At 73.8% G+C, this 18,925-nt stretch carries 18 protein-coding genes; 12 read left to right on the top strand and 6 right to left on the bottom strand.

Annotated features, from left to right (window positions below):
- Window positions 1-19 precede the first annotated feature (19 nt).
- Window positions 20-1,099 (bottom strand): amidohydrolase family protein, encoded by a 1,080-nt coding sequence (locus FHX36_RS01400; protein WP_110550553.1) that lies wholly within the window; start codon window positions 1,097-1,099, stop codon window positions 20-22.
- Between the two features lie 301 nt (window positions 1,100-1,400).
- Between FHX36_RS01400 and FHX36_RS23740 the strand changes: the two genes are divergently transcribed.
- The 7 genes from FHX36_RS23740 to FHX36_RS01365 all read left to right on the top strand — a co-directional run bounded on the left by FHX36_RS23740 (window position 1,401) and on the right by FHX36_RS01365 (window position 9,355).
- Window positions 1,401-2,228 carry an IclR family transcriptional regulator gene (locus FHX36_RS23740; RefSeq protein ID WP_110550552.1) on the top strand — a complete coding sequence of 276 codons (828 nt, stop codon included), beginning with the start codon at window positions 1,401-1,403 and terminating at the stop codon, window positions 2,226-2,228.
- 217 nt (window positions 2,229-2,445) lie between these two features.
- A complete protein-coding gene (locus tag FHX36_RS01390) occupies window positions 2,446-3,417 on the top strand; it encodes an ABC transporter substrate-binding protein (RefSeq protein ID WP_110550551.1) in 972 nt (323 codons plus the stop codon).
- Window positions 3,418-3,530: 113 nt separating this feature from the next.
- On the top strand, window positions 3,531-5,048 hold the full coding sequence (locus FHX36_RS01385; protein WP_110550550.1) for an aldehyde dehydrogenase family protein: 1,518 nt from the start codon (window positions 3,531-3,533) through the stop codon (window positions 5,046-5,048).
- 94 nt (window positions 5,049-5,142) lie between these two features.
- A complete protein-coding gene (locus FHX36_RS01380; protein ID WP_110550549.1) occupies window positions 5,143-5,943 on the top strand; it encodes an ABC transporter permease in 801 nt (266 codons plus the stop codon).
- 1 nt (window position 5,944) lies between these two features.
- A complete protein-coding gene (locus tag FHX36_RS01375; protein ID WP_110550548.1) occupies window positions 5,945-6,871 on the top strand; it encodes an ABC transporter permease in 927 nt (308 codons plus the stop codon).
- Window positions 6,872-6,888: 17 nt separating this feature from the next.
- Window positions 6,889-7,692 carry an ABC transporter ATP-binding protein gene (locus tag FHX36_RS01370; RefSeq protein ID WP_110550547.1) on the top strand — a complete coding sequence of 268 codons (804 nt, stop codon included), beginning with the start codon at window positions 6,889-6,891 and terminating at the stop codon, window positions 7,690-7,692.
- Between the two features lie 46 nt (window positions 7,693-7,738).
- Window positions 7,739-9,355, top strand: coding sequence for a thiamine pyrophosphate-binding protein (locus tag FHX36_RS01365; RefSeq protein WP_110550546.1), 1,617 nt, complete (start codon window positions 7,739-7,741; stop codon window positions 9,353-9,355).
- Window positions 9,356-9,393: 38 nt separating this feature from the next.
- Here FHX36_RS01365 and FHX36_RS01360 read toward each other — a convergent pair whose 3' ends face one another.
- From FHX36_RS01360 to FHX36_RS01350, 3 genes are read right to left on the bottom strand one after another with little or no spacing between them, the layout of a single operon-like run.
- Window positions 9,394-10,443, bottom strand: a complete 1,050-nt coding sequence (locus FHX36_RS01360; RefSeq protein ID WP_183513444.1) for an acyl-CoA dehydrogenase family protein — start codon at window positions 10,441-10,443, stop codon at window positions 9,394-9,396.
- Entirely contained in the window at window positions 10,440-11,597 is a 1,158-nt protein-coding gene (locus FHX36_RS01355) for an acyl-CoA dehydrogenase family protein (protein WP_110552299.1), read from the bottom strand. Before FHX36_RS01355 ends, FHX36_RS01360 begins: the two co-directional genes overlap by 4 nt.
- 31 nt (window positions 11,598-11,628) lie before the next feature.
- A complete protein-coding gene (locus FHX36_RS01350) occupies window positions 11,629-12,375 on the bottom strand; it encodes an SDR family NAD(P)-dependent oxidoreductase (RefSeq protein ID WP_181428766.1) in 747 nt (248 codons plus the stop codon).
- A gap of 122 nt (window positions 12,376-12,497) precedes the next feature.
- Between FHX36_RS01350 and FHX36_RS01345 the strand changes: the two genes are divergently transcribed.
- Window positions 12,498-13,265, top strand: a complete 768-nt coding sequence (locus tag FHX36_RS01345; protein WP_110552301.1) for an IclR family transcriptional regulator — start codon at window positions 12,498-12,500, stop codon at window positions 13,263-13,265.
- On the top strand, window positions 13,262-14,689 hold the full coding sequence (locus FHX36_RS01340; protein ID WP_258372730.1) for an MFS transporter: 1,428 nt from the start codon (window positions 13,262-13,264) through the stop codon (window positions 14,687-14,689). Before FHX36_RS01345 ends, FHX36_RS01340 begins: the two co-directional genes overlap by 4 nt.
- Here FHX36_RS01340 and FHX36_RS01335 read toward each other — a convergent pair.
- Window positions 14,676-16,817, bottom strand: coding sequence for an MMPL family transporter (locus FHX36_RS01335; RefSeq protein WP_110552302.1), 2,142 nt, complete (start codon window positions 16,815-16,817; stop codon window positions 14,676-14,678). The two genes, FHX36_RS01340 and FHX36_RS01335, sit on opposite strands and share 14 nt — an antisense overlap.
- A 176-nt stretch (window positions 16,818-16,993) precedes the next feature.
- On the opposite strand from FHX36_RS01335, the gene FHX36_RS01330 reads away from it, so the two are divergent.
- From FHX36_RS01330 to FHX36_RS01320, 3 genes are all read left to right on the top strand, one after another.
- Window positions 16,994-17,266: a YciI family protein gene (locus tag FHX36_RS01330; RefSeq protein ID WP_110552303.1), complete on the top strand. Its 273-nt coding sequence runs from the start codon at window positions 16,994-16,996 to the stop codon at window positions 17,264-17,266.
- 139 nt (window positions 17,267-17,405) lie between these two features.
- Window positions 17,406-17,822 (top strand): hypothetical protein, encoded by a 417-nt coding sequence (locus FHX36_RS01325; protein ID WP_110552304.1) that lies wholly within the window; start codon window positions 17,406-17,408, stop codon window positions 17,820-17,822.
- Window positions 17,823-17,970: 148 nt separating this feature from the next.
- Entirely contained in the window at window positions 17,971-18,174 is a 204-nt protein-coding gene (locus tag FHX36_RS01320) for a cold-shock protein (RefSeq protein WP_014741881.1), read from the top strand.
- Window positions 18,175-18,265: 91 nt separating this feature from the next.
- Here the strand turns inward: FHX36_RS01320 and FHX36_RS01315 are convergent, their stop codons facing one another.
- The gene (locus tag FHX36_RS01315; RefSeq protein WP_110552305.1) at window positions 18,266-18,724 is read right to left on the bottom strand and encodes a hypothetical protein; all 459 of its coding nucleotides are present in this window, start codon (window positions 18,722-18,724) and stop codon (window positions 18,266-18,268) included.
- Between the last annotated feature and the right edge of the window lie 201 nt (window positions 18,725-18,925).

Below are 18,925 nucleotides of genomic sequence, written 5' to 3'. Positions count from 1 at the left end.
CGGGCCGCCGGGGTCCGGGTCACGCCCGCGCGGCGACGGGCAGGCCGAAGACCCGCTCGGCGTTGGTCTGGAAGAGCATCCGCTTGGTCTCGTCGTCGACGTCGAGCCGGTCGTAGGTGAGGACCTCCTCGACCTCGTACTCGTACGGGTAGTCCATCGCGTACATGACGCGGTCGGCCCCGAGCACCTGCTGGCAGAACTGCACTGCCGGGCCCCACGCCATCCCGCTGGTGGTGACGTAGACGTTCTCCCGCATGTACTCGCTGATGGTGCGCTGGGTCGGCTTCATCGACTCGTACCGCTGCGCTCGGACGGTCGCGGCGTGCATGTGGTCCAGCCGGAACAGCCAGAACGGCAGCCCCTCCCCCGCGTGGCCGACGACGATCTTCAGCCGCGGGAACCGGTCGAAGACCCCGGCGGTCATGATCCGGAGCAGGTGCAGCCCGGTGTCGACGGCGAAGCCGTAGATCGCGCCGTCGAGCCCGGCCTCCTGGAACGGCGGCAGCATCGTCTTCGGGAGACCGGTCGGGTGGATGTAGATCGGGACGTCGAGGTCCTCGGCGGCCTCGAAGATCGGCCAGAACTCCGGCTCGGAGAGGTACCGGCCCTGGGTGTGGCCGTTGATGACCCCGCCGTGCAGGCCGAGCTGGGTCACGCCCCGGCGCAGCTCGTCGGCGGCGGCCGCGGGGTCCTGCGGAGCCACCGCGGCCAGGCCGCTGAAGCGGTCGGGGAACCGGCGGCAGGCGTCGGCGAGCTCGTCGTTGGCCCCGGCGGCCAGCGCCACGCCCTCGGCCCGGTCCAGCCACTGCACACCCGGCGCGGTCAGCAGCAGCAGCGCCCGGTCGATGCCGGCGGCGTCCATGTCGGCGATCCGCTGCTCGCCGATGTCGAGCAGCCGCCGCTTGATCGCCCGCGGCCGCTCGGCCTGGCTGGTCGTGTAGAAGCCCGCCAGCCCGGCGAACCCGGGGTCGACGTCGGGGCTGTCCATCGTCCGGGCCCAGGCGTCGAACAGGTCCTGGGTGGCGAACGCCTCCTCGGTCGCGATCCGGAGGTAGCCCTGCTGGCCGCCGGTCCGGGGGGTGGCGGGGTCGGTGCTCATACGGGTTGCTCCTCGGGGAGAGACGGGCGGGTGGCGCTCCACGTCCGGCACCGGTGGCCGAGCGCACCCAGGGGCGAGCCGCTCGACACGAGCCGGGCCCGCGCCCGGTGGCACGTCAGCCCGACCTGGGCACGTGATCCAGCTCACCGACGCGGACGTTCCGCACGCTACAACAGCCGACCGGTCCGGGTCACCTGTTCGTTTCGCACCACGGAATGATCGGCGCAGATCGTCCGCCCGGCGCTACAGGAGTCAGCCGCCACGGCCACCGCTCGGACGTCGAACGGCCTACCATTTCGCGGTGCAGAATTACTCCTCACCGACCACCCCGCCGTCGACCGCCGCGGACGACGGGACGTCCCCTGCCGAGCCGGCCGGCACGTCCGTGGACCGGGCCCTGCTCCTCCTCCAGCTCATCGGCGAGCACCAGGTGCTCCGCGTCGCCGAGGCCGCCGAGCTGCTGGGGGTGGCGCGCTCGACCGCGCACCGGCTGCTCACCGCGCTCCGCCGCCGGGGCTTCGTGCTGCAGGACCGCCCCAACGGCGCCTACCGCTCGGGGCCCGCGCTCTACGAGATCGCGCTGGCCGCCGTGAGCCGGATCGACATCCGCCAGGTCGCCCGGCCGGTGCTGGAGCAGATCCGCGCGGAGACCGAGGAGACCGTCAGCCTCGCGGTGCTCGAGGGCACGACCGTGCGGTTCCTCGACTGCGCGGAGAGCCAGCGCTCGGTGCGCGTCGGCAACCGGACCGGGGTGGTCCGGCCGGCGCACGCCTCGGCCGTGGGCAAGGCGATCCTGGCCAGCCTCTCCGAGGCGGAGCTGGGCCGCCGCTACCCGGGCGGGGACCTGCCCTCCGGGGCCACCGCCGCAGCCATCACCGACTTCGGGCTGCTGCACGAGGAGCTGGCCGACATCCGCGTCCGGGGCTACGCGCTGAACTGGGAGGAGAGCACCGACGGCATCTGCGCCGTCGCCGTGGCCCTGCGGGACACCGTGGGGCAGCCGCTGGCCGGGCTCGGCGTGGTCGCCCCGACCAGCCGGGTGAGCAGCCGGGAAGGGATCGCCGCCCTGGCGCCGGCGGTGCTGCGCGGGGCGGCGGTGATCGAGGAGCGCCTCCGCGTCCCGGCCTGATCCGCCATCTTCAGGCCTCATCGTTCTTCTCTGCGGAATTCTATCGTCGATTCGTCCACATGCGTGGACACGGGCGAAATCTGCGCCATAGTGTGTGAGCTGCGTCTCGCTCGGCGCGTCACCACGCGGGAGCTCATCGACGAGCTGTCCGTGGCAGCAGTCCCGGAACCTCTGGCCGCAGCCCACGGCGTCCGCACGACACCCAACGGAGGACTGAGTGCGTACAGGTCTGAAGGTCACCGCGCTGGCCGCGGTCGTGGCCATGGCTGCCGCTTGCGGCAGCGACGACGGCGACTCCACGGCGTCCGGGGGTGGCAGCGACGGCGAGCTGACCGAGGTCACCGTCAACATCGTCCCGTTCAGCCCCAACGCCGTGCTGTTCCTGGCGATGGAGAAGGGCATGTTCGAGGAGCGCGGCATCAAGGTGAACCTCGAGCGGGCCGCCTCGCCGATCCCGGTCGTCGCCTCGCTCGTCGCCGACCAGGCCCAGTTCGGCTTCGTCACCACGCCGGTGCTGATCAACGCCAACCGCGAGGGCACCGCGATCAAGTGCGTGTCCGCGATCGACGGGCAGGTCAGCCCGGACCGCGACTCCAGCGCCCTGGTCGCGGCGAAGGACAGCGGCATCGACTCCCTCGACGACCTCGAGGGCAAGAGCGTGGCCGTCGTCCAGCTCGCCAGCATCAACCTCATCGGTGCGAAGAAGCTCATCGAGGACGCCGGTGCGACCGGCACCGAGTACGTCGCCCTGCCGTTCCCGCAGATGCCCCAGGCGCTCGCCGACGGCCGGGTCGACGCCGCGGTGATCACCTCGCCGTACGTCGAGCAGGCCGTCGAGGCCGGCGCCGTGACGCTGGCCAACCCCAGCTCGGACCTGTTCCCCGGCGGGACCATCTACTGCTACGCCGCCACCGCCTCCTACCTGGAGGAGAACGCCGAGGTCGCCGAGGGCTTCGCGGCCGCCATGGAGGAGGCGATCCTCTACACGAAGGACCACGAGGACGAGGCGAAGGCCACGCTCGTGGAGAACCTGGAGCTGACCGAGGAGCAGGCCCAGGCGCAGATCCTCCCGTCGAACTTCGACCCGGAGATCAACCTGGAGTCCATCGGCGAGATCCAGGACCTCATGGAGGAGCAGGGCTCCATCGACAGCACCGTCGACCCGGCGGACCTGGTCTGGAAGCCCTGACCGGCACCCACCGGTGAGGTGGGGCGGGTCTTCCAGGGCCCGCCCCACCGCACCGCCCACCACCGCGTGAACCCCGCAGCACCCCGCCCGTCGAGAGCACAGGGACCCCCACCATGGAGCAGACGCCCGCCGGCACCGTCCTGACCGCACCGGACGACGCCGTACCGCACGAGGCGGCCGTCCTGGTCGCCGGGCAGCGGCTCGCCTCCGACTTCCAGCCCGTCGTCAACCCCGCCCGGCTCTCCGAGGTCATCGGCCGGGTGGCCCTGGGCACCGCCGAGCACGTCGACCAGGCCGTGGCGGCCGCAGCCGCCGCCTTCCCGGCCTGGTCGCAGCTGAGCCCGCACGAGCGCGCCGCCCGGCTCGGCGACGCGGCCGCCGCGATCACCGCCGCCGCCGGCCCGCTCGCCGAACTGCTCACCCGCGAGCAGGGCAAGGTCCTGTGGGAGTCCCGGGTGGACGTCGGCGGCGCGGCGCACATCCTCGGGTACTACACCGGGCTGGCCGACCGGCTGGCCGAGGACGAGGTGTTCCGCTCCGACGCCCGCGGCACGATCTGGTCCGGCCGCCGCCCGATGGGCGTCACCGGCGTGATCGTCCCGTGGAACAGCCCGGTCTACCTGGCCTTCCTCGGGATCGCCCCGGCCCTGCTGGCCGGCAACACCGTCGTGGTCAAGCCCTCCGAGCTGGCCCCGCTCACGCTGAGCGCGGTGCTCCGGGTCCTCGCCGACGCCCTGCCCGAGGGCGTGGTCGGCGTGGTGCCCGGTGGTGGCGAGGCCGGTGCGGCGATCGCCGCCCACCACGGCATCCGCAAGGTCTTCTTCACCGGCAGCACCGCCACCGGCCAGCAGGTCATGCGCGCGGCGGCCGGCAACCTCAAGAACATCAGCCTCGAGCTCGGCGGCAACGACCCGGCCATCGTGCTGGAGAGCGCGGTGGTCGACGACCGGCTCGTCGACGAGCTGGTGCAGAGCGTCTTCACCGCCAGCGGCCAGATCTGCTTCAACGTCAAGCGGATCTACGTCCACCGGTCGCACCACGACGAGTTCGTCGAGCGCTACACCGCCGCCGTCGACCGGCTGGTGGTCGGCGACGGCCTGGACCCCCGCAGCACCATGGGGCCGGTCAACAACCGCCCGCAGTTCGAGCGGGTCAAGGGCCTGCTCGAGCGCACCCGCGCCGCCGGCGCGACGGTGACCACCCTCGGGCGCCGGCTCGACCCGGACACCTGGGACGACGGGTACTTCCTGCAGCCCACCGTGGTCACCGACGTCGAGCCCGGCGCCGAGCTGGTCACCTGCGAGCAGTTCGGCCCGGTGGTCCCGGTGCTCCCCTTCGACACCGACGACGAGGCCGTCGCGCTGGCCAACGACAGCGAGTTCGGGCTCGCCGCCTCGGTGTGGAGCCAGGACCGGGAGCACGCGCTGCGGGTCGCCCGCCGGCTGGAGTGCGGCAGCGTCTTCCTCAACGTCCACCGCATCGGCGCCTCGGACGTGTCCATGCCCTTCGGCGGCTTCAAGGGCAGCGGCATCGGGCGCGGCCACGGCATCACCGCGCTGGAGGCCTGCACCGAGCTGCAGACCATCGCCGACCACGTCGACGTCTCGGGGTTCCCCGGCCCGAACCGGTGAGCCGACCGCCGACCAGCCCCGACCACCCCGACCACAGAGAGGACGGAGTCCGGATGCGCGTGCACGGCTCCCTGGACGTCCCCGGAGGTCGACCGTGAAGGTCGTCGACACCGGCTGGTTCCGCCTGCTCGCCCGGGTCGGGGTGATCGCAGCGGTGCTCGCGGGCTGGCAGTACCTCAGCGTCGCGGGCGTGCTGGACGCCTCGTCCTTCCCCAGCATGACCGACACCATGGCCGAGCTCGGCCGCCAGTTGACCCGCCCCGACCTGTGGGAGGCGGTCTGGGAGACCGTCCGCGGCTGGGGGCTGGGGGTGCTGATCGGCGGGTCCCTGGCCATCGTGGTCGGCACGCTGCTCGGGCTGAACCGCTTCGCCTACCTCAGCGTCATCCCGGTCGTCGAGTTCCTCAAGACGGTGCCGGTCATCGCGATCCTGCCGCTGGCCATCGTCGTGTGGGGCGCCACCCTGGAGATGAAGGTCTTCCTGGTCGCCTTCGGCGTCTTCTGGCCGCTGACGATCCAGACCATCTACGGCGTCCGCGCGGTGGACCCGGTCGTGCGGGACACCGCCGCCGTCCTGCGGCTGCGCGGCCTGCGGAAGTTCACCACCGTCACGCTGCCCAGCGCCGCCCCGTTCATCGCGACCGGCGTGCGCGTGGCGGCGGCGGTCGGCCTGATCCTCACCATCATCGCGGAGCTCATCGGCGGCGCACGCGGCCTGGGCCTCAGCATCCTGACGTCCGTGAACGCCGGCCCCGACCGGCTCCCGGCGACGTACGCGTTCATCCTGCTCACCGGCGTCGCCGGGGTGCTGGTGACCAGTGCGTTCGCCTACCTCGAGCAGCGCCTCCTGCACTGGCACGAGAGCCAGCGCAACGTGGCGTCGAAGGCGGCCTGACATGACCACGCCCACGGGCTCCGAAGCCCCCACCCGCACGACGGCGGGGCTCACCGGCTCCGCGGACGTCCCGTCGACGTCCGACGCCGTCGTGGCGGCCGGCACCACCCCGTCCCAGCAGTTCGCCGCCCGGTCGGCGCGGCGCTCGCGCAAACCGCTGCAGAAGCTGGCCGGCATCTGGCGGTTGTGGTTCTTCGCGCTGGTCCTGGTGCTGTGGTGGGTGCTGTCGGCGGACAGCACGTCGACGTTCTTCCCGCCGCTGCAGAACATCGTGCAGAGCCTGTACGACACCTGGATCGTCGGGGAGGCCCGCAGCGACCTGTACTCGAGCCTGCGGCACTTCGCCATCGGCTACACGATCGCCGGCATCCTCGGCGTCGGGATCGGTGCCCTGCTCTGGAAGTTCCAGCGGGTGGGGCACGCGGTCAGCCCGGTGCTGTACTTCGTCTACGTCATCCCCACCGCGGCGCTGCTGCCCGCGATCGTGGCGATCATGGGCATCGGGTCGCCGATGAAGATCACGATCGTCGTCCTCGCGGCCATCTGGCCGACCATGCTGAACACGCTGGACGGGATGCGCGGCATCGACCCCATCAAGCTGGACACCGCCAAGGTCCTGCACATGTCCTCGCTGACCACCGTGCGCACCGTGGTGCTGCCCGGGGCGATGCCGCAGATCATGGCCGGCCTGCGGCACAGCCTGCAGATCGCCGTGATCATGATGGTGGTCAGCGAGCTCATCGCCTCCACCGAGGGCATCGGCTTCTTCATCCTCGAGGCCCAGCAGCGCTTCGCCATCACCACCATGTGGACCGGGATCATCGTCCTGGCCCTGGTCGGCAGCGTGCTGACCTTCCTGTTCATCGCCGTCGAGCGCGTCGTCCTGGCCTGGTACATCGGCGCCCGCGCCGTCGAGCAGAAGGGTTGATCCCGTTGTCCGAGCCCATGCCCACCTCCACCCCGCCCGTGATCGGCGACGAGCCGGTGCTGTCGGTCCGCAACCTCCGCAAGGCCTACAACGTCGGCAAGCCCGACGAGCGCCTGGCCATCGAGGACGTCACCTTCGACGTCGCCAAGGGCGAGTTCGTCTGCGTGGTCGGCCCCAGCGGCGCCGGCAAGACGACGCTGCTGCGCTGCCTCAGCGGCCTGCTCCGGCCCACCTCGGGCGACGTGCGGTTCGAGGGCACGCCGCTGGTGTCCGTGCCCGACCGGCTCAGCGTCGTGTTCCAGGACTACAGCCGGTCGCTGTTCCCCTGGCTCACCATCAACCGGAACGTCGCGGTGCCGCTCAAGGTCGCCGGCGTGGGCAAGGAGCAGCGAGAGCAGCGCATCGCCGAGGTGCTGCGCGCCGTGGGCCTGGGCGACGTCGGCAAGAACTACCCGTGGCAGCTCTCCGGTGGCATGCAGCAGCGCGTCGCGATCGCCCGCGCCCTGGCCCACCAGCCCGACATGCTGCTCATGGACGAGCCGTTCGCCTCGGTCGACGCGCAGACCCGGTTCGACCTCGAGGACCTCATCCTCGAGGTCCGCGCCCAGCTGGACATCACCGTCGTCCTGGTCACCCACGACATCGACGAGGCCGTCTACCTGGCCGACCGGGTCGTCGTGCTGAGCGGTGCGCCGAGCACGGTCGAGGAGATCGTCCAGGTGCCCCTGGACCGGCCCCGCAACCAGCTGTCCACCCGCTCCAGCGAGACCTTCGGGAAGCTGCGCCGGCACCTGATGGAGCTGGTCACCGCTCACCACTGAGCCCCGCGACCGCCCGCCAGGACCGCCCCACCCGAGGAGCCCCCGCATGTCCCGACCTGCCGCCGAGGCGTTGCTCGACGTGATCCGCGACTGGGGGGCGGACAAGCTGTTCACCTGCCCGGGGAGCACCGAGGCCGCCGTCCTCGACGCGCTGGTCACCCGCACGGACGTCGAGCTGGTGCTCACCACCCACGAGGGCGTCGCGGTCTCGATGGCCGACGGCCTGGCGCGGGTGACCCGGTCGCCGAGCGTGGCCTACCTGCACGCGAACGTCGGGCTGACCAACGGTCTGAGCCACCTGTACGCCGCCCAGCTGGCCTACTCGCCGGTGGTCGTGCTCAACGGGGTCAAGGCGAGCTCGATCCAGGCCCGGGAGGGCTTCACCACCGGGCGGCGGATGCGCGACCTCGTCCACCAGTACGTGAAGTCGGACTGGCAGTCGCTCACCACCGAGGCGATCCCGGAGGACGTGAACCGGGCCTTCCGCACGGCGGTGACCGAACCCGCCGGCCCGGTCTGGGTCGCCCTGGCCCAGGACCTGCTGGAGAGCGGTGCACCGGTCTCGGCGCCGACCGTCGACCGCTTCCGGTTCGACTCCCGGACGGCGCCCTCCCCGGACGCCGTCCAGCGGGCGGCGGAGCTCATCGCCGCGGCCGAGCGGCCGCTGCTCGTCGCGGGCAGCGAGCTGGCCCGGGTCGGCGCGGTCGAGGACCTCGTGGCGCTCGCCGAGCAGCTGGGCGCACCGGTGGTGCACGAGGACCGGCGCGGGTTCGAGCGGCCGGGCTTCCCCACCGACCACCCGCACTTCCGCGGCCAGTACGAGATCGGGCACCCGCTCGTCCAGCAGGCCGACCTGCTGGTCTTCCTCGGCGCCCGGGTGTTCAACGAGTTCGAGCCGGCCAAGGCCCCGCCGCTGCCCGCGGGCGTGCCCCTGGTGCACAGCCACACCGATCCCAAGCACATCGCGATGGTCCACGGCGTCGACGCCGCGCTCGTCGGTGACCAGCGGCTGGTCCTCCAGGCGCTCGCCGCGGCCCTCCCGGCCAGCACCTCCCGGGAGGTGCCGCCCGCTCCCCCGGTGGAGCGCCGGCCGAGGACGGCCGCCGGGGCGCCGCTGCACCCGGCCGACGTCGTCGAGGTGGTCACCGGGTCGCTGCGCGGCGCGGCGCTGGTCGGCGACGCGACGACCGCCGGCGGCATCCTGCAGCAGCAGGCCCACCAGCACACCGGCGACGACTACTTCGTCTCCACGTCGGGCTCGCTGGGCTGGGGCATGGGCGCCGCGCTCGGCATCGCGATGGGCATGCCCGACCGGCAGGTCGCCGCGGTGCTCGGTGACGGGGTGTTCCAGTTCGGCATGCCCGCCCTGTGGTCGGCGGCCCGCACCGGTCTGCCTGTGACCTACGTGGTCATGAACAACCAGAGCTACGCCGCGGTCGGGGCGGCGCTGCGCCGCTTCGGCGGGGTGGCGGTCGAGCGGCAGCACTACCCGGGCGTCGACATCGCCGGCCCGCACATCGCCGACATCAGCACGGCCTTCGGCGTGCCGGGCCAGCGGGTGGACACCCTCGCCGACCTCCGCGAGTGCCTGGAGCGGTCCCGCCGGGCCGACCACCCGACGCTGGTCGAGGTGATGACCGACCCCGCGCAGTTCGGCCCCTGACCGCCCGCCGGGCCCGGACGGCGTCCGGGCCCGGCGGCTCAGATGGCCGGTCGGGGCGGTGCCCCCGGGGGCGTGCCCGCCACGGAGGCGAGCAGCTGCTCGCCGAGGAGCGCCTCCAGCGACCGGCGGGTGCCCGACCTCGCGGCGAACGTGTGCCCCCGCTTGAGGTGGACGTGCAGCGGGTGCTCCCAGGTGAAGCCGATGCCGCCGTGCACCTGCAGGCAGTGCCGGTCGGCGAGGGCGAAGGCGCGCCGGGCGGTGACGGCCGCGCAGAGCACGGAGGTCGCCGCCGAGGGCAGGCCCGCCTCCACCTCGCAGGCGGCGCTCCACACGGCGCTCCGCGCGAACTCCAGCTCCACGTGGACGTCGACCAGCCGGTGCCGCACCGCCTGGAAGCTCCCGATCGGCACGCCGAACTGGGTGCGGTCGGTGGCGTGCGCGACCGCGAGCTCGAGCAGGCGGCGGGTGGTGCCGACCAGCACCGCAGCGCCCCCGAGCCGGCCCAGGGTCAGCGCGCCGACCCCGGCGAGGGCCGGCACCGGCCGGCCGGCCGCGAGGTCGACGGACGTGCCCTGGGACGAGCGCTCCAGCAGGTCGGCGGTCGGCACCGGCGCGCGCCCGGTGACCGCGCCGGCCGGCACGACGACGTCGCCCGAGGCGGTCGGGACGACGACCACGGCAGCGGAGTCCAGCTCCGGCCCCCGCAGCGCCTCGTCCACGACCGTGCCCCAGGTGTTGCCGGCCAGCACCGACGCCAGCTGGTCCGCCCCCGCCGGGCCGAGCGCGGCCAGGGCCGGGGCGACCACCCAGAGCGTCTCGACCACCGGGCCCGGGACCAGGGCGGAACCGGCCTCCTCGCAGAGCAGCGCGAGGTCCGAGGGCGGCAGCCCCAGCCCGCCCTGCTGCTCGGGGACGCCGGCACCGAGGAAGCCGGACTCGCCGAGCAGCCGCCAGCCGGCGTCCGGGCCCGGGTCGCCGCCGGCCGACGTCGAGGCCCGCGCCGCGGCCGCGAAGACGGCCCCCGCGGAGGACGCCAGCTCGAGCTGGTCGGCGGTGGGCCGGAACAGCAGCATCTCCTCCGCCCTCACCGCGGCAGCCCGAGCACCCGGTCGGCGACGACGTTGTGCTGGACCTCGGCGGTGCCGCCGTACACGCGGCCCGCCCGCGAGTGCCAGAAGTCCAGGTACTCCGCGCTGCCCTCGGCCAGCCGGCGGTCACCGAACAGGTCCACCCCGAGCTCGACCAGGTCCAGGTCGAGCTCGGAGGAGTAGAGCTTGACCACGCTGGACTCGACGCCGGCCGGTTCTCCCTGCCACCCCGCCGCGACCCGGCGGTGGGTGTGCGCGCGGTAGGCGTGCAGCCGGGCCGCAGCGGCGCCGAGCTCGCGGGTCGCCGCGGCGACCTGGTCGGCCGGCAGCTCCCGCGCGACCTGCCCGGCGAGCGCGAGCAACCGCTGCTCGGTGCGCACCGGTCCACCGGCGTCGGGGCCGCGCTCGGAGGACAGCAGCGCCATCGCCACCGCCCAGCCGTCGTCGTGGTCGCCGATGCGCTGGTCGGCGGGCACCTCGACGCCGGTAAGGAAGACCTCGGCGAAGCCGGTGCGGCCGTGCGCCTGACGGACCGGGCGCACCTGCACGCCCGGGCTGCGCAGGTCGATCGCCAGGCAGGTGAGCCCGCGGTGCCGACCGCCGGCCGGGCCGGTGCGGACCAGCGCGAACACCCAGTCGGCGAACCGGCCGTAGGTGGTCCAGGTCTTCTGCCCGTCGACGACGTACCGGCCGTCGCGCAGCTCGGCGCGGGTCCGGATGCCGGCCAGGTCGCTGCCCGCCTCGGGCTCGGAGAAGCCCTGCGACCAGATGTCCTCCGCGCGCAGCATCCGCGGCAGCCAGCGCTGCTGCTGGGCCGGTGTGCCGAACCGCATGATCGTCGGGCCGAGGAACCGCAGGGCCGGCCGGGTGATCCGCACCGGACCGCGGGCCCGCTCGTACTCCTCCGCGAAGAGGGCCTCGTGCAGCAGGTCCCCGCCCGCTCCGCCGTGCTCCCGCGGCCAGGACAGGCCGGCGTACCCGGCGTCGTGCAGCGTCCGCTCCCACGCCCGGTGCGCGCGGAAGCCCTCGTCGGTGTCCGCGTCGGGCAGCCCGCCGGGCGGGACGTGCTCGGCGAGCCAGGTCCGCAGCCGCTCCTGGAACTCGCGGTGGGCCGGCGGCAGCGCGATCCGCATCCCGGAGACCGTCTCCACCATGTCGCGTCCCCTCCTCAGCGCTCGCCGCGGGTCAGATCGTGCGGCCGCCGTCGATGGACAGGACGCTGCCGGTCATGTAGTCCGAGTCCGACGAGGCCAGGTAGACCAGGCTGGGCGCGATGTCCTCGGCCGTGGCCCACCGGCGCAGCGGGATGAGGCTGAGGAACTTCTCCTCCAGCTTCGGGTCCTCGCGGACCTTCGCCGACATCTCGGTGGCGGCGATCGGCAGCAGCGCGTTCGCGGTGACGCCGTAGCGGGCGAGCTCCACCGCGGCGGTCTTGACCAGGGCGACGACGCCGGCCTTGGCGGCGGCGTAGTTGCCGCCGCCCACCTGCCCGCGCAGCGCCGCGGGCGAGGTCAGCGCGATGAACTTGCCCCGCTTGGTCTCCATCCAGTGCGGGAGGACGGCCTGGAGGCAGACGAAGGTGCCGGTGAGGTTGACCGCGACCACCCGCTCGAACGACTCGAGCGTCATGTCCTTGAGCATCGCCGGGGCGACGATCCCGGCCGAGTGGACCAGGACGTCGACCGCACCGCTCCACTCGACGACCTCGGCCACCGCGGAGCCGACCTGCTCCGGCGACGTGATGTCGGTCCGCCAGGCGCGGGCGCGGCCACCGGCGGCCTCGATCTGGGCGACGACCTCGGCGGCGGCGTCGCCGTCCAGGTCGAGGACGGCGACGTGGGCACCCTCGGCGGCCATGGCCACGGCGCCGGCCCGGCCGATCCCCCGGCCCCCACCGGTGACGACGACGGTGACGTTCTCCAGGCGGTTCATGCGGTGGTGTCTCCCGTGGTGTCGACGGCTCTGTCGAACGACATGTTCTTTACAGCAGAACACCGTCCTGCTATCCATAACAGTGTCATGAGGTCAGTCCCCCCGGCAAGGAAGGCGGCGGCATGACCAGCGCGGAGAAGGCGCCCCCCGCCTATCCGATCGAGTCGGTCGGCAACGCCCTGCGGCTGCTGCTGCTGCTCCAGGACCGCCCCCAGCTGCGGGTCTCCGAGTGCGCCGCCGAGCTGGGCGTCGCCCGGTCCACGGCGCACCGGCTCCTGGCGATGCTCGAGCACCACCGGTTCCTCCGGCGCGACCCGGCCCACCGCACCTACCGCGCCGGCGAGGCACTGCTGTCGCTCGGGCTGGCGGCCGTCCGCGGGCTCGACGTCCGGGCCCGGGCCCGGCCGTTCATGGAGGCGCTGCGCGACGAGGTGGACGAGACCGTCGTCCTGGTCGTGCAGGAGGGCCGCGACGTCCGCTTCGTCGATGCCGTCGAGACCACCAAGGCGCTGCGCGTCGGTGGCCGGGTGGGTCTGGCCCTGCCCGCGCACAGCACCTCCGCCGGGCTGGCGATCCTCGCCGCGATGCCGCCCGCCCAGGTCCGCGAGCTGTACCCCGACCCGGCTCCCAGCGGGCGTTCCGGCAGCCGCGCCCCGACGGCGGCCGAGCTCGACGAGGTCCTCGCCGAGGTGCGGCAGACCGGCTACGCGGTCGCCTACACCGAGACCGACGTCGAGATCGGGGCCATCGGGGTGGCCGTCCCCGAGGGCCTCGGCACGGCCCGCGCCGCGCTGGCGATCGCCGCACCGGCCAGCCGGCTCACCCCCGAGCTTACCCGGCGGTGGGGCGAGCAGGCGCTGCGGACGGCGCGCCTGATCAGCACCGGGTGAGCACCGCCTCGGCCGGTCGCGACGCGCCGGTGAGGGGCGGCCGGGCCCCTCGCCTGCTGGCGCCGGTGCTGGTCCTGCTGGCCGCCGTGGTGGCGGTGACGAGCAGCGTCGGCGTCCCGTTCATCCCCGCGGTCGCCGAGCTGTACGACGCCCCCCTGGCGCTCGCGCAGTGGTCGCTGACCCTGCCGTTCCTCGTCGGCACCGTCGCGACGCCGGTCCTCGGCCGGCTCGGTGACGGCCCGTACCGGCGGGTGGTCGTCCTCGGCGCGCTGACCCTCGTCGTGCTGGGCGGCGTGCTGACCGCGCTGCCGCTGCCGCTGCCGGCGTTCCTCGCCGGGCGCGCGCTGCAGGGCTTCGGCCTGTCGCTGATGCCCCTGCTGATGGCCGTGGCCCGGGAGGCCCTGCCGCCGGGCAGGTCCGGGCCGACCATCGCCGTCCTGTCGGTGACCGTCGTCTCCGGTGTCGGCCTGGGCTACCCGCTGGCCGGACTGGTCGCCGAGCTCGGTGGCCTGCGGGCCGCGTTCTGGGCGGCTGCCGCGGTCTGCGGAGCGGCGCTGGTGGCGGCCGCCGTCGTGCTCCCGGCACCGGCCGCGGCACCGCGGCGTCCCTTCGACTGGCCGGGCGCCGTGCTGCTGGGCACCGGCCTGGCGGCGCTGCTGCTCGCGCTGAGCGAGGGCGGCGACTGGGGCTGGAGCTCGCCGCTGTTCCTCGGCACGGTCGCGACCTGCCTCGTCGCGCTCACCGGCTGGGTGGTCTCGGCGACCCGCTCCCCCGCCCCGCTCGTCGACGTCCGGCTGGCCCGGGGCCGCCGGGCCGCCGGCGGGCACCTGGCGATCCTGCTGGTCTCCGTGGCCAACTACCTGCTGATCGGCTGCGTGACCGTGCTGGCGCAGGCACCCCAGCCCCGAGGGCTGGCGACGTCGGTGCTGGTCGCCGGGCTGCTGCTGGTGCCGTACTCGCTGGCCACGATGGCCGCCGGGCAGGTGGCCCGGCGGCTCGCCGAGCGCCTGGGCGGGCGCGGCGTCGTGTCCGGCAGCGCGCTCGTGGTCGCCGTGGCCGGCGCCTGCTTCGCCGTGCTGGACACCGAGCTGTGGCACCTGTTCCTGGCCATGGCCGTCCTGGGGGTGGGCGTCGGCGGGGCGTTCGCCACCGTCCCGGGGCTGGTGATCGCCGCCGTCCCCGCCTCGGAGAGCAGCAGCGCCATGGCCCTCAACCAGGTGCTGCGCTACGCCGGGTTCGCGCTCGGCAGCGCGCTGACGGCGGTCGTCCTCGACCTGACCTCCCCGGCGGCCGGGGACGTCGGGGCGAGCACCGGCCCGGTCATCGGGCTGGCCACCTGCGCGGTCGGGCTGACCGCCGCGGGGCTCACCTGGCTGCTGACCGGCCGGGCGCCCACGAGCCGGGACACCGTCAGGTCTGGCTGAGCTCCCGCTCCTCGGGCACCTCCAGCGGGCGCTCGTCGCGCAGCGGTGAGGGCTCCACCCGCAGCACCCTCGCCAGCCCGGCCGGCAGCCACCAGTTCCACTTCCCCAGCAGGCTCACCAGCGCCGGCACCAGCAGGGCCCGGATCAGCGTCGCGTCGATCAGGATCCCGACGCCCAGCGCCGTCCCGAGCACCTTGATGTCGACGCCCGGCGAGGACGCCAGCGCGGCGAAGGAGAAGAACAGGATCAGCGCGGCGGAGGTGACCAGCCGGCCGGTGCGGCCCAGCCCGGTGATCACCGCGTCCGGGGTGTTGCCGGTGTCGTCGTACTCCTCCCGCATCCGGGCGAGGATGAACACCTCGTAGTCCATCGACAGCCCGAACAGGAACGCGAAGATGATCACCGGCAGCCAGAACGTGATGGCGCCGGTGGGCGAGACGCCGAACAGCGCGTCCGAGCCGTTGCCCTCCTGCCAGAACCAGGTGACGGCGCCGAACACCGCGGCCAGCGAGACCAGGTTCAGCAGCACCGCCTTGATCGGCAGCAGCAGCGAGCGGAACGTGCGCACCAGCAGGACGAAGGTGATGACCGCGATCAGGGCCAGCACGTAGGGGAAGTTGTCGTACACCGCCCGGAAGTAGTCCTGCACGATCGCGCCGGTGCCGGCCACGCCCACGTCGCCGTCGACCGCGCCCTCCACCGCCGCCCGGACGTCGTCCACGACCTCGTTGCTCGCGCTGTCGACCGTCTCCTGGTCCGGGACGACGTCGATGACCGTGGTCCCGTCGTTGCTGCCGCCGACCACCGCCATCCGGACGCCGTCGACGTCGCGGGCCGCGGCGACCGCTGCGTCGGCCTCGCCGTCGGGCACCAGCAGCGCGATCGGGGTCAGCACCCCGTTGCCCACCCCGCCGTCCTCCAGCGTCTGCAGCGAGTCGAAGGCGGGCCCGCTCCGGGTCAGCGACTCGGTGTCGGCCTGGCCGATCTTGAGCCCGAAGACCGGGACGATGATCACGGTCAGCACCAGGACGGCGACGCCGGTGGCGATCCAGCGCCGGCGCACGACCAGCCGCGCCCACGCCGTCCAGCCCCGGGCCGCGACGGCGTCGTGCCGGATCCGCGGCCAGTCGACCCGGGGGCCGATCTTCGACAGCAGCGCCGGCAGCAGGGTCAGCACCACCGCGACGCTGACCAGCGGGATGAGCATCCCGCCCAGGCCCATGCTCCGCAGGAACGGGACGGGCACGATGATCAGCGCCAGCAGGCTGATCGCGACGGTGACGCCCGAGGCGACCACCGCGTGGCCGGCGGTCCGCATGGCGGTGACGACGGCCTCGTCGTTGGACTGCCCGTGCGCGCGTTCCTCCCGCCAGCGGGAGACCAGCAGCAACGAGTAGTCGATCGCCACACCCAGGCCGACCAGGGCGATGAGGAACTGCACCACGAAGCTCACGTCGGTCAGATAGGTGAGCCCCAGGACGAGCAGGAACGTGGTCAGGATCGACACCGCGGCGATGAGCAGCGGCACGAACGCCAGGAACGACGCGAAGACGAACAGCAGCACCGCCAGCGCCCCGACGGCGCCGAACAGCGTCTCGACCAGCACGCTCGGGCCCTCGGTCTCCCCGCCGGCCGCGAGCGTCACGTACGAGGTGAGCCCCGCCTCCAGCCCGGCCGCGGCGGCGGCCTGCTCCACGGCGGGCAGCAGGGCGGCCTCCAGCCCGGGGCCGAAGCCCTCCGGCATCGGCCCCTGGACCAGGGCGAAGGTGCTCCGGCCGTCGTCGGTGACGAAGCGGTCGTCGCCGGTGCTCGCCAGGTCGACGACCCGGGCCTGCGGGACGGCGGCGCGCACGGCGTCGAAGACCCCGGCGATCTCGGTGGCGCGGTCGGCCACCGTGCTGCCCGCCGGCACGGTCAGCACCGGGACGAGGGTGTCGGCGGTGCTCGCGCCGAAGGTGGCGATCAGCTCCTCCTCCGCCTCGTAACCGGGCTGGCCGGGCAGCGAGAAGTCGAAGGTCAGCCGGTCGGCGACCGGTCCGGCGGCGACGCCACCGGCCACGAGCAGGACCGCCCAACCGAGGACGACGAGCAGGCGATGGCGCAGGACGAATCGAGCGAGGGACTCCACAACGTGCTCCCTGGGGCAGCCGTGCGTGATGGACAGAGGCGGCGCATCCGGGTCGGCGGCGACGCTAGCGGCGTCCGGGCGCCAGCGGGGGTTCCTGGACCGCCCGGTTCCGATCGCTTCGGGATCGGGGGCGCGGGTCTGTCGCCCGCCCGCGCGCCGGGCCAGGATGCGGGCGCATGAAGTACGTGATGACCTACCGCGCCGTCGAGGACTTCCTGCCGCTGGCCCAGCAGCACGGGGCGGCCCACGTCGCCCGGCTGCACGAGTTCCACGACCGCGGCGTGCTGCTGATGGTCGGGACGATGGCCGAGCCGGTGGACGGCGAGGCCATGGGCGTGTTCACCAGCCGGGAGGCCGCCGAGGAGTTCATCGCCGGCGACCCGTTCGTGCTCCACGGCGTGGTCGCCGAGTGGGGCGTGCGGGCCTGGGACGAGGTCCTCGCCCCCTGATCGCTCACCCGGACGGGTGACGGCGGGCCGCGCAGACGGCTCCCGGGCTCCCGTCACGGTCACCTCGTGTCGTTGGAGGGGGCAGGTCGTCCACGGCAGGTCGTCCACGTCAGGTCGTCCACGGCACGAGAGGCAGGTCATGAGGGTCGCGTTCCTGGTGTACGGCGTGCTGTACGTCGTCATCGAGGTCGTGGGGTACCAGCTGGAGCAGGTCAGCTGGCCGGAGATCACCCCCCTCGACGTGGCGACCGCCCTGACCAACGCCTTCCTCACCGTGGCCGTGCTGGTCGCGGTGCTGGTCGCCGTCGACGTGCTCGGCCACCGCTGGCGCCGCCACCTGCAGGCCGTCCGCCTGGAGGAGGCCCGCCTCGCCGCCGAGGAGTGGGCCGGCCCCGGCCCGATCACCGTCCCCTCGTGGCGCCCCGGACCGCTCCCCCAGCCGCGCGCGCTCCCGGCCGGACCGCCGCCGGCCGCGAGGGCCCAGGCCGACAACGCCTACGCCCGCCAGGCCTGGCCCGAGGACGCCGGGACGGACCGGTCGCGACGGCTCCTCTGACCGTCGGCCGCCCCCGCCGCACGGCTCGCCGAGGATCTTCTGCGCCCTGGTCTCCCACGGAGGCCCGTGAGCCGCTAGGGTTCAGTTCGTCGGGAAGGCCCTGCGCTCTGGCAGGACCCCGACGCACGACCTCAGCTAGGAGCGAGCAATGCCCGAAGGAACAGTGAAGTGGTTCAACGCCGAGAAGGGGTTCGGCTTCGCCACCCCCGATGGCGGCGGCCCGGACGTCTTCGTCCACTACTCGGCCATCCAGACCAGCGGGTACCGCTCGCTCGATGAGGGCCAGCGCATCTCGTTCGACATCGAGCAGGGCCAGAAGGGCCCGCAGGCGGCGAACGTCAACCCGGTCTGATCCCAGACCGAGGAGCTGAACGCAGCCCTCGAACCACCGACAGCGCCTCCGCCCGGGACACCGGGCGGGGGCGCTGTCGCGTTCCCGCCCGTCAGCGGCCGCGCGGCACGTACCCGCCGATCAGCGCCGCCATCAGCAACGCCCCGTTCTCCGGGCCCACCGCGGCCGCCGCGTCGGCGAACGCCCGCCAGCGGGCCCGCTCGACGTCGGTGAGCGCGCCGGTGGCGCGGGCCTCGAGCTGCTCGAGCAGCCGGTCCCACTCCCCCTGCGGCGTCGGCCAGAGCCCGGTGAGCCGGCGCGCCTCGGCCGAGACGGCGGTGAACCGGACGATCTCGCCGGCGTGGTTGGTGAGCGCCTCGGCGTAGCCGGCGGTGACCAGCGCGTTGGCCGCCGAGACCACCTGCGGCTTGGGCAGGCCGCTCGCCGGCACCACCGCGCCCAGGTAGGGGGCACTGCCGTGCGGGGGTTCGTCGATCAGCCGGACGACCGCCCGGAGCACGGGGAGGTCGCGGGTGAACCAGGTGTCTGCCAGGGGCTGCGGGGTGCTCATGGGTCCTCTCGGCGGACGGCGGCGCCACCGGGCGCGGCGCCAGGGCCACGGTACGAGCACCCCGCCCGGCACCGTCGCGCGGACGGCGCCGGACCTCTCCCGCCAGTTCATCAGCGCGGCTAAGTTCGTTACCGGAAGTTCATCGGCCGTCGCTCAGGGCACTGACAGGATCGGGTGGTCCCTCCGCCCTGACCGGCCCGC

The sequence above is a fragment of the Modestobacter versicolor genome (assembly GCF_014195485.1).
Classification (GTDB): Bacteria; Actinomycetota; Actinomycetes; order Mycobacteriales; family Geodermatophilaceae; genus Modestobacter; species Modestobacter versicolor.
Note: the sequence above shows the minus strand (reverse complement) of the source record. Positions and strands in the feature narration are given on the sequence as shown.